Genomic DNA, 12,277 nt, shown 5'->3' on the forward strand with positions numbered 1-12,277 from the left:
ATTATTTTTCTCCTCCTTCCTTCGTAGTAGAAAGAACTTCACCATTGAAAATCCATACTTTCAATCCTAATGCTCCATATGTAGTATGCGCTGTCGCTGTTGCATAATCAACATCTGCTCTTAAAGTATGTAATGGTACTCTTCCTGAAAGTGTCCATTCACTTCTCGCAATTTCGGCACCATTTAATCTTCCAGATACCATAACTTTAATTCCTTTAATTCCAGCTTTTTCAGCTCTTTGAATAGCTTGTTGAACCGCTCTTTTGTAAGCAACCCTTTTTTCAATTGCTGTCGCAATGCTTTCAGCCACTAACTGTGCATCTTTATTTGGGTTTTTAATTTCTTGAACTTTGATCTGTACTTTTTTACCAGTCAACTTTTCTAATTTTATTTTTAAAGTTTCAATTTCTTGACCTTTTCTACCAATTAAAATTCCCGCTTTCCCAGTTTCAACGATAACCCCTACTTCAGTAGGCGATGTTCTCTCTATTTGAATAGAAGAAATTCCCGCATGGTAATAATTTTTTTTGATATATTCTTTTATTTTTAAATCTTCATGAAAGTTATTTAAATATTCTTTTCCTTCAGCGAACCATTTTGAATCCCAAGTTCTTGTGATTCCCAATCTCATCCCCCTAGGATCTACTTTTTGTCCCACAGACTTACCTCCTTTATTTGTCTAAAATTATCCTTCTTGTCTTTCATCAACTTCAACTGTTATATGAGCAGTTGGTTTTCTTATAACATCTGCTCTTCCCATTGCTCTTGGGCTGATTCTTTTTAATACAGGTCCTTTGTCAATTAAGATTTTTGAAACAAATAATTTATCAGGATCCATATTATTGTTATGTTCAGCATTTGCAATTGCTGATCTTAAAGTTTTTTCTATATATTTTGCCGCTTTTTTATTTGTAAATTTTAATATATTTAATGCTTGCAGTGCATTTTTCCCTCTTACTATATCAGCAACTAATCTTGCTTTTTGAGGACTTAATCTTTGGTATTTTAATTTAGCTACTACTGCCATTTAAAGGCCTCCTTTCGTTAATTTACTTATTTTTTAGCTTTTTTTGCATCTTTTCCGTGTCCATAGAAAGTTCTAGTTGGTGCAAATTCACCTAACTTATGTCCTACCATTTCCTCAGTTACATATACAGGTATATGTTTTTTACCATTGTACACAGCAAATGTGTGTCCGATAAATTGAGGGAATATAGTTGATCTTCTTGACCATGTTTTAATAACTTGTTTTTTTTCTCCTAATGCTTCAACTTTTTCTAATAAATATGCATCAACAAAAGGTCCTTTTTTTAATGAACGAGCCATTCTTTCCTCCTTTATCAAATTTTCTAAACTCATAAAAATGACGCTTACACACCATAAAATAATATTTCAGATGCGTTAAGCAACATTTTCATCTAATATCATTATAATACTATTTTTTTCTTCTTCTAACAATAAATTTATCACTAGGTTTTTTACCTCTAGTTTTCTTCCCAAGAGTTGGTTTACCCCAAGGTGTAACTGGCGATTTTCTACCTATTGGAGATCTTCCTTCTCCTCCTCCATGTGGGTGATCCACAGGGTTCATTACTGACCCTCTAACATGAGGTTTTCTTCCTAAGTGTCTATTTCTTCCGGCTTTACCTAATGATACCAATGAATGTTCAGAATTCCCTACTGTTCCAATTGTCGCCATACATTCTTTGTGAATTAATCTTAATTCTCCTGATGGTAATTCTACGTGGCAGTAAGTTCCTTCTTTTGCAACAAGTCTTGCAGCTGTTCCTGCAGATCTTGCCAACTGTCCACCTTTACCAGGCATAAGTTCTACATTGTGAATTACAGTCCCAATTGGTAAATTTTTCAATTTCAAAGCATTTCCCGGTTTGATATCAACATTTTCTCCAGCTATTACTGTATCACCTTTTTTCAATCCGTTTGGAGCTAAGATATATCTTTTTTCTCCATCAACATAGTGTAACAATGCAATGTTTGCAGTTCTGTTTGGATCATATTCAAGAGTCGCAACTTTTGCAGGCACTCCAATTTTATTTCTTTTCCAGTCGATTACTCTATATAATCTTTTATGTCCTTTATGTCTGTTTCTTCCTGTTCTATGTCCGTAGTTGTCAATTCCATATGAAGAATTTAATGGCTCAACTAAAGATTTTTCAGGTCTTACTTTATCTAATTCATTATTAACTAATATCGACATATGCCTTGTCCCACTAGTTATTGGTTTTAACTTTTTAATTGGCATAACTTTTTTTACCTCTTTTCTTTTATAATTTCTCTAAATTTTTTAAATATTGTATGTATTATAACATTTTTTTAAAATAATTTCCACAAAAAAATTATAAAATTTTTATTTATTTAAAATTTTATTTTTTAAAAATTATTTTAAATCTTTTTATCCTTCGTAAGCTGAGATAGTTTCTCCATCTTTTAATTTAACAATTGCTTTTTTAATAGCTGGAGTTTTATACATAGACATTCTAAATCTTTCAGATTTTGGTTTAATGTTCAATGTATTTACACCTTTAACTTTTACATTAAATAATTTTTCTACAGCTTCTTTTATTTGGATTTTGTTTGCTCTTTTATCTACGATAAAAACATATTCATTGTTTTCTAATAAAGTTCTTGCTTTTTCTGTATTAATTACAGGTTTTTTGATTATATCAGTAATATGCATTACGCTAACACCTCCTCGATAGTTGCTAGTGCTTCTTTTGTAAGAACTACTTTATCTTGTTTAATTAACCAGTAAATATTTAATTCTCTCGTACTAATTGTAGTAACTTTTTCAATATTTCTAGTAGATAGTTCTACAGAATAATCTCTATCAAAGTTTTCTGAATCAAAACTTACTACGAATAATTGCTTCAATCCATCAAAATTTAAAGCTTTTGCAAAGTTTATAAATGTTTTAGTTTTTGGTGTTTCTAATGTGAAATCATCCAATACAATTACATTTCCTTCGTTAATTTTTGTAGCTAATGCAGATTTTAAAGCTAATTTTCTAACTTTCTTATTAACTTTTTTAGCATAACTTCTTGGTTTTGGTCCGTGAGTAACTCCTCCACCTACCATGTGTGGCGCTCTTGTTGACCCTTGTCTAGCTCTTCCTGTTCCTTTTTGTCTGAAGGGTTTTCTTCCTCCACCTCTTACTTCTGCTCTAGTTTTTGTTGATGCAGTTCCTTGTCTAGCTTCCGCTAATTCTGCAACTAAAACTTCGTGCATTACATTTTTATTTGGTTCAATTCCAAAAATTTCGTTGTTTACTTCTACAGTTCCTGCTTGTGAACCGTCTAATTTGTATATGTTTAAAACTGGCATTTTATCCTCCTCTCTTTCCTACTTAATTAATATTTTTTTACTGCTTTTTTTATTATTAAAAATCCGTTTTTAGGTCCTGGAACCGCACCTTTTACTAATAAAAGGTTATTTTCTACATCAAATTTAACAACCTGCAAGTTTTGAACTGTAACTTTTTCAGCTCCCAATCTTCCAGCCATTTTTTTACCTTTAGGTACATTACTGTTTGAAGCGGCACCCCCGGCATTTGATCCTCCAAGTCTATGGTTTCTCGAAACCCCGTGTGAAGCTCTGTTTCCACCAAAGTTATGTCTTTTCATAACTCCAGCAGTTCCTTTACCTTTTGAAGTTCCTGTAATATCAATAAATTCAATTCCTTCTAAAACATCTAATTTAATTTCTTGTCCCAATGAAAATTCTTGTGGATTTTCAACTTTAAATTCTCTTAAGAATCTTTTTGGAGTAATTCCAGCTTTTTTGAAAACTCCTAATTCTGGTTTAGTTGTATTTTTTTCTTTTTTATCTCCATATGCTAAAGTTATAGCGTTATATCCTTCTTTTTCAACTGTCTTGATTTGTGTTACAAAGTTTGTTCCAGCTTCAATTACTGTAACTGGGATTAATTGTTCATTTTCAAAAATTTGAGTCATTCCGACTTTTTTTCCTAATATCATTTTTTACTTTTCCTCCTTAATATATTGGTTGAGTTTACCCCAACTTGTACTAAGCTTACGATTGCTTAATTTCAACTCCCACACCTGATGGTAAGTTCAATGATGCCAACGCATTTACGATTTGTTGATTAGAGTTTTTAATTTCTACAAATCTTCTATGAATTCTCATTTCAAATTGTTCTCTTGAATCTTTGTTCACATGAACAGATCTTAAAACTGTATATTTTTTGATTTTTGTAGGCAACGGAAGTGGTCCTGCTAATTGTGAACCATTCTTTTTAGCTACTTCTGCAATTTTTTTAGCAGATTGGTCTAACAATTTATGATCGTAAGATTGAAGATATATTCTTAATTTATCCAATTTTTTTCCTCCTATTTTTATAAAACACTTTTCAAAGTTACAAAATCTTTTTTTATTATTGGATTCCAAAGGAATAAGAAAATATTTCTCCCAGTCCTTTGAAATTTTATTTTATTAAATTAATCAATTATTTAGTAATAGTTGCAACAACTCCTGAAGCTACTGTTCTTCCACCTTCTCTTATCGCAAATCTTAGTCCTTCTTCCATTGCAATTGGGTGAATCAATTCCACTGTCATTTCAATGTTATCTCCAGGCATTACCATTTCTACACCTTCTGGCAGGTTTACTTCTCCTGTAATGTCAGTTGTTCTGAAATAGAACTGTGGTTTGTATCCTGTGAAGAATGGAGTATGTCTTCCTCCTTCATCTTTTGTAAGTACATATACTTCTGACTTGAATCCTGTATGTGGAGTGATTGTTCCTGGTTTTGCAAGTACTTGTCCTCTTTCCACTTCTTCCTTCTTAGTTCCTCTTAACAATGCTCCTATATTATCTCCAGCTTGTCCTGAATCCAATAATTTTCTGAACATTTCTACTCCTGTTACTGTTGTTTTTGAAGTTGGCTTGATTCCTACGATTTCTACTTCTTCCCCAACTTTTACTACTCCTCTTTCTACTCTTCCTGTTACTACTGTCCCTCTTCCTGTAATTGTGAACACATCTTCAATTGGCATAAGGAATGGCTGATCAACTGGTCTTTCTGGTGTTGGAATGTAATCATCCACTGCATCCATTAGTTCCATTATTGCGTCTACCCATTTTTGTTCCCCATTTAATGCTCCTAATGAAGATCCTTTGATTACTGGTACATCGTCTCCAGGGAATCCGTATTCATTTAATAATTCTCTTACTTCCATTTCTACTAGTTCTAGTAATTCTTCGTCGTCTACCATATCTACTTTATTCAAGTATACTACGATATAAGGTACACCTACTTGTCTTGCAAGCAAGATGTGTTCTCTTGTCTGAGGCATTGGACCGTCAGCTGCCGATACTACTAGGATAGCTCCATCCATTTGAGCCGCTCCTGTGATCATGTTTTTTACATAATCCGCGTGTCCTGGGCAGTCTACGTGAGCATAGTGTCTTTTTGCAGTTTCGTACTCAATATGAGCTGTGTTAATTGTGATTCCTCTTTCTCTTTCTTCAGGAGCTTGGTCAATGTTTTCAAAATCAACTTTTTCAGCTAATCCTTTTTCAGATAATACTTTTGAAATTGCTGCTGTTGTTGTCTTTCCGTGGTCAACGTGACCAATTGTTCCTATGTTTACGTGTGGTTTACTTCTCTCAAATTTAGCTTTTGCCATCTTTCTCTTTTTCCTCCATATTTTTTTTAGATTTCTTTTAATTTTTTTCTTTTATTTATTTTGTTTTGTTTTACTTTACTTTCCTTGTCTTTCATCAATAACTTGTTGTGCAATATTTTTAGGCACTTCTACATATTTTTCAAATTCCATTGAATATGAAGCTCTTCCTTGAGTTTTTGATCTTAAGTCAGTTGCATATCCAAACATTTGAGCTAATGGTACTTGTGCATCAATAATTTTTGCATTATTTCTGTCAGTCATTCCTGAAACTTGTCCACGTCTTGCATTTAAATCTCCGATTACATCTCCCATATATTCTTCTGGTGTTGTAACTTCCACTTTAAAAATTGGCTCCAATAATACTGGATTTGCAGCTCTTAGAGCTTTTTTGATTGCCATTGATCCAGCAATTTTAAACGCCATTTCTGATGAATCGACTTCGTGGTAAGATCCGTCGTATAATGTAACTTTTACATCTTGAACTGGGTATCCAGCAACTACTCCTGCTTCTAGTGCTTCCTGAATACCTTTGTCTACAGCTGGAATATATTCTCTTGGAATAGCTCCTCCTGTAATCTGGTTAATAAATTCATAACCTTTATCTGGATTTGCTTCAACTTTCATCTTAACATGTCCATATTGTCCACGTCCTCCTGATTGTTTAGCATATTTTTCTTCAACATCTGCTGCACCATTGATTGTTTCTCTGTATGCAACTTGTGGTTTACCTACATTTGCTTCAACTTTAAATTCTCTCTTCATTCTGTCTACAATGATTTCCAAATGTAATTCTCCCATTCCTGAAATCAATGTTTGACCAGTTTCCTGATTAGTTGTAACTTTAAATGTCGGATCTTCTTCAGCAAGTTTTGAAAGCGCTGTTCCCATTTTTTCTTGGTCAGCTTTTGTTTTTGGTTCAACAGCTATTTGAATAACTGTATCAGGGAATTCCATTTTTTCTAGAATAATTGGAGCATTTTCATCACACAATGTATCTCCAGTTGTAGTATCTTTCAATCCAACTGCAGCTGCAATATCTCCAGAATAAACTATATCAAGTTCCTCTCTCTTATTAGCATGCATCTGAAGTAATCTTCCCATTCTTTCTTTTTTACCTTTAGTTGAGTTTAATACATAAGAACCTTTTTCTAAAACCCCTGAATAAACTCTGAAGAATGATAATCTTCCAACAAATGGATCTGTAATGATTTTGAATGCCAATGCCGAGAATGGAGCGTCATCGCTAATTTCTCTTTCCATTGGTTCTTCAGTTTTAGGATCTGTTCCTTTTACTTTTCCTTCGTTGATGTCAACTGGTGATGGCATATAAGCAACGATTGCGTCAAGTAATGGTTGAATTCCTTTGTTTTTAAATGCTGTTCCACATAATACAGGTACAACTGTTCCTTCAATTGTAGCAGTTCTTAATGCTTTTTTGATTTCTTCTTCTGTAATTTCTTCTCCACCGAAGTACTTTTCCATTAATTCATCATCAGTTTCAACTACAGATTCGATCATATGTTCTCTTGCTTCTTCAGCTTTTTCAGCTAATTCTGCTCTGATTTCAGTAATATCGTAATCTGCACCCATAGTTTCATCTTTAAACAAATATTCTTTCATTGTTACCAAGTCAATGATTCCTTCAAAATCATCTTCAGCTCCAATTGGTAATTGAATAGGTACACCATTTCCACCTAATTTTTCTTTAATATCATTTACACACATATCAAAATCTGCACCGACTCTGTCCATTTTGTTTAAAAATGCCATTCTTGGCACATTATACTTATCCGCTTGTCTCCAAACAGTTTCAGATTGCGGTTGCACTCCATCAACCGCAGAGAACACAGCAACTGAGCCATCTAATACTCTTAATGATCTTTCTACTTCTACAGTAAAGTCAACGTGTCCTGGTGTATCTATGATATTGATTCTGTGTTTATTCCAAAATGCAGTTGTTGCTGCTGATGTAATTGTGATTCCTCTTTCTTGTTCTTGTTCCATATAATCCATTGTAGCGGCTCCTTCGTGAACCTCTCCAATTTTATGGTTAACTCCTGTATAGAATAAAATTCTTTCAGTAGTAGTTGTTTTTCCGGCATCAATATGAGCCATGATACCAATATTTCTGGTATCTTTCAAAGCAACTTTTCTTGCCATTTAAGTTTTCCTCCTTAATTTATTAACAGTCTTTTGACCAAACAAAAAATTTTTTTACAAAAACTTTTAAAAGCTCTCTTAAATCTGCTATATCAAGAGATTTTTTATATGAAAATTACCATTTATAATGTGCGAACGCTCTATTTGCTTCTGCCATTTTATAAGTATCTTCTTTTTTCTTAATTGATCCACCTTCGTTGTTAGCGGCTGCAATTAATTCTTTCTTTAGTTTAGCTACCATTCCGTACTCTTTTCTTTCTCTTGTGTATCTAACTAACCATCTGATTGCTAAAGTTTGTTGTCTTTCTTTTCTAACTTCAACTGGTACTTGGTAAGTAGCTCCTCCGATTCTTCTTGATCTAACTTCCAATTGAGGTCTAACATTTTCCATTGCTCTTCTGAATACTTCGATTCCCTCTTCGTTAGTTTCTTCCTTAATTTCGTTTAATGCTGTATAAAAAATACTTTCTGCTAATGATTTTTTCCCGTCTTTCATTAATCCATTTATGAATTTAGTTACTACTTTATCATTGTATTGCGAATCAGGCAAAACATCTCTTTTTTCCGCTCTTCTTCTTCTTGACACTATTTGTCCTCCTTACTTTTTCAAAAAATTTAATTATTTAGCTGCTGCCGGTTTTTTTGCACCGTATCTTGATCTACCCTGTTTTCTGTTTACAACTCCTGCTGTATCCAATGCTCCTCTGATTATTTTATATCTAACCCCTGGCAAATCTTTTGTTCTTCCTCCTCTTAAAAGAACGATACTGTGTTCTTGTAAGTTGTGTCCGATTCCTGGAATATAAGCAGTTACTTCAATTCCATTTACTAATTTAACCCTTGCTACTTTTCTTAACGCTGAGTTTGGTTTTTTAGGTGTAGTTGTATATACTCTTACACAAACCCCTCTTTTTTGTGGATTACCTTTTAATGCAGGTGATTTTTTCTTTTTTTCAGTTGTACTTCTACCAAATCTTACTAATTGATTAATAGTAGGCATCTTTTTCCTCCTCTCAAATTTCTTTAATTTATATATATTCTGTCGTTATTTTCAAAACTAAAACTTTTTTCAAATAAAGCTCATTTCTTCAGTTTATGTCCAAAAAACATAGGTGTACATTTATTTTAAATGTAGCAACTTACTTCTAAATTCACTCTATAAAAATATTAAAAATATTTTTAATGATTTAGTTTATGAGTTATAACGGAAAGCTCTTCCTAATATTTAATATCAGGCACACCGGAGGCTCAATCCTGAAGACATGTCACAATTTTATTTTGTAACATTTCACAAAAGACATTTTATACTAAAAAAGTCCTTTTGTCAAGGGTAAACAATAGTTTTTTTAGCTTAGCTCTTTAAAGTTTATTGTAAAAAAATAATTTAAAATTATTTTTTTAAGTTTCAAATAAAGTTATATCTTTATTTTTCTCTAAAATATTTTTCTATTCCGTTTACAATTCCTGTCACCATTTTATCTTGATATTCTTGCGTTGCCATTTTTCTATCTTCTGCAGGATTTGACATAAATCCTAATTCTATTAATGTAGTTGGAACTTTTGACCAGTTTGTCCCTGTTAAGTCATCTCTGTATGAAATTCCTCTGTTTTTAGCACCTGTCGCTTTTACATATTCAGATAAAATATCTCTTGACAATTTTTCACTCGGACGCTGTACGTTTTTTGTGTATGGATTTTTTGCTGAAGCAGTCAATACTGATACTCCGTTTGTACTCGAATTATTTATTCCATCGGCATGTATTCTGATGTAGGCTTCACATCCCATGCTGTTTGCTTTTTCCGCTCTTTCTTTGTTACTTATATTCACGTCATGTGTTTCTCTTATCATATAAACAGGGTATCCCTTTGCTTTTAGCGCATCTCTTAATTTTAATCCAACTTCAAGCGTCAATTCATATTCATTTTTTTTAGTTGCAACTCCTCTTGTTCCAGATGAAACCTTTACTTTTCTAACTTTCGAACCTGGCGCTACAGGTTCAAGTCCCGAGTTTCCTTTTAATTGATGTCCCGGATCAATACAAACTAAACTTTTATTAGCCTCTGCCGCATTTAATGGCGCTGTCGCCAAAAGTCCCATCATCACTAAATACAATATTCCTTTTATTCCTTTAAACATTTCTATTTCCTCCAAAATTTTTTAAAAAATACAGTCAAACAAGTTTTACTAAAATCTTTGCTTGACTGTCTTTTTTTAATAATGATTTTTTAAATCTTAATTATTTTCCCTGTAATAATTCCATTCATCAACTTTCGTACCATCTTTAAATTGGCATTTCCCTGTTTCATTTCCATTTTTATCTTTTACATTGATAGATTTTCCACCGTGCTTTTCGCAGAAAACTGAAGCTGGATTTGGAGTTCCAATTATTTTTTCAGGTTCTTTATTTTCATCTTTATTATTTTCTCTGTAATATTCCCATTCTTCTACTGCTGTTCCATCTTTTAGTTGGCAAACTCCATATTCTCCACCTTTACCTTTTACAATAATTGATTTTCCACCATTTTTAGTGCAATAAACAGAAGCTGGATTTTCCATTCCTACTGCAGGCTCTCTATCTTTTTTTGTATTTCTTTTAACTGCATTACTTTTTGTTGCAGCAACTCCCGTCATAGAAATGGCAATCATTGCTACACTTACTAACGCTTTTAAATTTCTCATTTTTTCTCCTTTTAATTATAATTTTCAGATTAATTTTTTAGCACAGCACTTTGCTTTACTTTAATATTATTTTCTAATTATAATAAGGCAAGAACTAGAAACTTTATTTTTCAAAAAAATTATTTATTCCAAGTTAGAACGAATCTGGTGATGAAACTACATTTAAATCTTTGTCTATTTCAAAAATTAAAGGTTTTCCAGTTGTTAAATTCAATTTCAAAATATCTTCATCTGAAATATTTAACAAATATTTTATTAAAGCTCTCAAGCTGTTTCCGTGAGCTGCTACAATAACATTTTTTCCTTCTTGCAAACTTTTTGAAATATCTGAATGCCAGTAAGGTAACACTCTTGCGATTGTATCCTTCAAGCTTTCTCCAAGTGGTGCTTCTTCATCAGTTAAATCTGCGTATCTTCTGTCTGATTTTGGATAATATTCACTTGATTTGTCAATTGCAGGTGGTGCAACATCAAAACTTCTTCTCCAGATAAGCACTTGTTCATCTCCATATTTTTTAGCAGTTTCAGCTTTGTTCAATCCTTGTAATGCACCGTAATGACGTTCATTAAGTCTCCAAGATTTGTAAACTGGAAGATACAATTCATCCAATTCTTCTAAAACATAATTTAAAGTTTTGATGGCTCTTTTTAAATATGATGTATAAGCAACATCGAAAACTAATCCCATTTCTTTTAATGCTTTTCCTCCAGCTTTTGCTTCTTCAACTCCTTTTGAACTCAAATCTACATCTTTCCAACCTGTAAATTTGTTTTCCAAGTTCCATTGGCTTTCACCATGTCTGATTAATACTAATTTCATAAATCCTCCTTTAATTTTTATCTAAATTATAAAAAACAATATTTAACAAAACTTAGATTTGATGGATAAACTATTTTTCATTTCAATTATATCAAATTTTTTCAATTTATTCAAATAATATCGAAAAATTTTTTATAAAAAGCAAATAATTTATTTTTTATTTTTACCTTCATCTTCATTACTTTCGTTTTCACTATAATTCAAGTGAATTCTCAATGCTTCAAGCGAAATCTGTATTTCCAAAAGCGAAAATAGCAGTGAAATTACAAGTAACACAAGACTTATCGCAAAACTTATTTTTCCAATAAAATCTATCTGAAAAAATAAAAATAACATTGAAACAGCACACATAAGCAGACTTGAAACTCCAAAATACTGCATTTTTTTTATATAATTAAGTCTTTTTCTCAGATTTTTCACTTGATAAAACTCATGCTCTACTTCTCCACTTGAATCCATCCGCCTAACAATTGATGTAAGCGCCAAAAATCTATTTGTGTACGCAAGCAATAGAAGAGATACAGTGGGAAATAGCACTGCTGGTGTAGTTATTTCCAAAGTCATATATTTCACCATCCTCTGAAATCCATTTTTTTAAATGAAATAAAAACGCAAGGACTTTTTAAATTTGTCCTCGCTTAAAAATACAATTATACTATTTTGTGACTTCCACAGCTGCTTCTGAAATAGTTGTATTTGTAGATAATTCTTTTTCAGCAATCAAATCTTCAAGATGTTCTTTTGTAGTCATTAATTCTTCAAGATTCATATTGTCATAAGCCGCTTGGGAAGATGTTTTTATATTTATTCCCTGTTTTCTTAAAAAACTGTCAACTTTACTTTGATTTTTTTTATACAAGTAATAACCTGCTGCAACTGTTCCCACTCCAATTGCCGCTCCTACTAAATGTTCTTTTTTTACACTTCCAAATTTTATCATATTTTTACCTCC

Annotated in this window: 17 protein-coding genes; all 17 read right to left on the bottom strand. The window is 32.2% G+C overall.

Features of this window, described 5'->3' with window-relative positions; all coding sequences use genetic code 11:
* Nucleotide 1: 1 nt before the first annotated feature.
* A complete protein-coding gene (gene rpsC, locus BCB68_RS02865) occupies nt 2–658 on the bottom strand; it encodes a 30S ribosomal protein S3 (RefSeq protein WP_068155814.1) in 657 nt (218 codons plus the stop codon).
* Between the two features lie 27 nt (nt 659–685).
* Nucleotides 686–1,027, bottom strand: a complete 342-nt coding sequence (rplV, locus tag BCB68_RS02870; RefSeq protein ID WP_094079451.1) for a 50S ribosomal protein L22 — start codon at nt 1,025–1,027, stop codon at nt 686–688.
* A gap of 26 nt (nt 1,028–1,053) precedes the next feature.
* Nucleotides 1,054–1,326: a 30S ribosomal protein S19 gene (gene rpsS, locus BCB68_RS02875; protein WP_094079452.1), complete on the bottom strand. Its 273-nt coding sequence runs from the start codon at nt 1,324–1,326 to the stop codon at nt 1,054–1,056.
* Nucleotides 1,327–1,435: 109 nt separating this feature from the next.
* Complete coding sequence (rplB, locus tag BCB68_RS02880) at nt 1,436–2,263, bottom strand: 50S ribosomal protein L2 (RefSeq protein ID WP_094079453.1); 828 nt, start codon at nt 2,261–2,263, stop codon at nt 1,436–1,438.
* A gap of 150 nt (nt 2,264–2,413) precedes the next feature.
* Nucleotides 2,414–2,698 carry a 50S ribosomal protein L23 gene (rplW, locus tag BCB68_RS02885; protein WP_094079454.1) on the bottom strand — a complete coding sequence of 95 codons (285 nt, stop codon included), beginning with the start codon at nt 2,696–2,698 and terminating at the stop codon, nt 2,414–2,416.
* A complete protein-coding gene (gene rplD, locus BCB68_RS02890) occupies nt 2,698–3,342 on the bottom strand; it encodes a 50S ribosomal protein L4 (protein ID WP_094079455.1) in 645 nt (214 codons plus the stop codon). Before rplD ends, rplW begins: the two co-directional genes overlap by 1 nt.
* A gap of 26 nt (nt 3,343–3,368) precedes the next feature.
* Complete coding sequence (gene rplC / locus BCB68_RS02895; RefSeq protein WP_094079456.1) at nt 3,369–3,995, bottom strand: 50S ribosomal protein L3; 627 nt, start codon at nt 3,993–3,995, stop codon at nt 3,369–3,371.
* 55 nt (nt 3,996–4,050) lie between these two features.
* Nucleotides 4,051–4,356, bottom strand: coding sequence for a 30S ribosomal protein S10 (gene rpsJ, locus BCB68_RS02900; protein WP_068158281.1), 306 nt, complete (start codon nt 4,354–4,356; stop codon nt 4,051–4,053).
* Nucleotides 4,357–4,483: 127 nt separating this feature from the next.
* On the bottom strand, nt 4,484–5,665 hold the full coding sequence (gene tuf, locus BCB68_RS02905; protein WP_094079457.1) for an elongation factor Tu: 1,182 nt from the start codon (nt 5,663–5,665) through the stop codon (nt 4,484–4,486).
* Nucleotides 5,666–5,740: 75 nt separating this feature from the next.
* Nucleotides 5,741–7,825: an elongation factor G gene (fusA, locus tag BCB68_RS02910; RefSeq protein WP_094079458.1), complete on the bottom strand. Its 2,085-nt coding sequence runs from the start codon at nt 7,823–7,825 to the stop codon at nt 5,741–5,743.
* A gap of 115 nt (nt 7,826–7,940) precedes the next feature.
* The gene (rpsG, locus tag BCB68_RS02915) at nt 7,941–8,411 is read right to left on the bottom strand and encodes a 30S ribosomal protein S7 (RefSeq protein WP_094079459.1); all 471 of its coding nucleotides are present in this window, start codon (nt 8,409–8,411) and stop codon (nt 7,941–7,943) included.
* 33 nt (nt 8,412–8,444) lie between these two features.
* Nucleotides 8,445–8,825: a 30S ribosomal protein S12 gene (rpsL, locus tag BCB68_RS02920; RefSeq protein WP_068155792.1), complete on the bottom strand. Its 381-nt coding sequence runs from the start codon at nt 8,823–8,825 to the stop codon at nt 8,445–8,447.
* A gap of 423 nt (nt 8,826–9,248) precedes the next feature.
* Nucleotides 9,249–9,962, bottom strand: a complete 714-nt coding sequence (locus tag BCB68_RS02925; protein WP_094079460.1) for an N-acetylmuramoyl-L-alanine amidase family protein — start codon at nt 9,960–9,962, stop codon at nt 9,249–9,251.
* Between the two features lie 96 nt (nt 9,963–10,058).
* A complete protein-coding gene (locus tag BCB68_RS02930; protein WP_094079461.1) occupies nt 10,059–10,505 on the bottom strand; it encodes a DUF333 domain-containing protein in 447 nt (148 codons plus the stop codon).
* Between the two features lie 133 nt (nt 10,506–10,638).
* A complete protein-coding gene (gene gpmA / locus BCB68_RS02935; protein WP_094079462.1) occupies nt 10,639–11,325 on the bottom strand; it encodes a 2,3-diphosphoglycerate-dependent phosphoglycerate mutase in 687 nt (228 codons plus the stop codon).
* Between the two features lie 150 nt (nt 11,326–11,475).
* On the bottom strand, nt 11,476–11,889 hold the full coding sequence (locus BCB68_RS02940) for a DUF2721 domain-containing protein (RefSeq protein WP_094079463.1): 414 nt from the start codon (nt 11,887–11,889) through the stop codon (nt 11,476–11,478).
* Nucleotides 11,890–11,980: 91 nt separating this feature from the next.
* Nucleotides 11,981–12,265 carry a hypothetical protein gene (locus BCB68_RS02945; protein ID WP_094079464.1) on the bottom strand — a complete coding sequence of 95 codons (285 nt, stop codon included), beginning with the start codon at nt 12,263–12,265 and terminating at the stop codon, nt 11,981–11,983.
* Nucleotides 12,266–12,277 lie beyond the last annotated feature (12 nt).

The organism is Leptotrichia sp. oral taxon 498, from assembly GCF_002240055.1.
Taxonomy (GTDB): domain Bacteria; phylum Fusobacteriota; class Fusobacteriia; order Fusobacteriales; family Leptotrichiaceae; genus Leptotrichia; species Leptotrichia rugosa.

Bases quoted from the DNA above. Each gene is read 5' to 3' on its own strand.
- rplW (WP_094079454.1), bottom strand. From the start codon at position 2,698: ATGCATATTACTGATATAATCAAAAAACCTGTAATTAATACAGAAAAA.
- rplC (WP_094079456.1), bottom strand. From the start codon at position 3,995: ATGATATTAGGAAAAAAAGTCGGAATGACTCAAATTTTTGAAAATGAA.
- rpsL (WP_068155792.1), bottom strand. From the start codon at position 8,825: ATGCCTACTATTAATCAATTAGTAAGATTTGGTAGAAGTACAACTGAA.
- BCB68_RS02940 (WP_094079463.1), bottom strand. From the start codon at position 11,889: ATGACTTTGGAAATAACTACACCAGCAGTGCTATTTCCCACTGTATCT.
- rpsS (WP_094079452.1), bottom strand. From the start codon at position 1,326: ATGGCTCGTTCATTAAAAAAAGGACCTTTTGTTGATGCATATTTATTA.
- BCB68_RS02925 (WP_094079460.1), bottom strand. From the start codon at position 9,962: ATGTTTAAAGGAATAAAAGGAATATTGTATTTAGTGATGATGGGACTT.
- BCB68_RS02930 (WP_094079461.1), bottom strand. From the start codon at position 10,505: ATGAGAAATTTAAAAGCGTTAGTAAGTGTAGCAATGATTGCCATTTCT.
- rplV (WP_094079451.1), bottom strand. From the start codon at position 1,027: ATGGCAGTAGTAGCTAAATTAAAATACCAAAGATTAAGTCCTCAAAAA.
- tuf (WP_094079457.1), bottom strand. From the start codon at position 5,665: ATGGCAAAAGCTAAATTTGAGAGAAGTAAACCACACGTAAACATAGGA.
- gpmA (WP_094079462.1), bottom strand. From the start codon at position 11,325: ATGAAATTAGTATTAATCAGACATGGTGAAAGCCAATGGAACTTGGAA.
- rplB (WP_094079453.1), bottom strand. From the start codon at position 2,263: ATGCCAATTAAAAAGTTAAAACCAATAACTAGTGGGACAAGGCATATG.
- fusA (WP_094079458.1), bottom strand. From the start codon at position 7,825: ATGGCAAGAAAAGTTGCTTTGAAAGATACCAGAAATATTGGTATCATG.
- rplD (WP_094079455.1), bottom strand. From the start codon at position 3,342: ATGCCAGTTTTAAACATATACAAATTAGACGGTTCACAAGCAGGAACT.
- BCB68_RS02945 (WP_094079464.1), bottom strand. From the start codon at position 12,265: ATGATAAAATTTGGAAGTGTAAAAAAAGAACATTTAGTAGGAGCGGCA.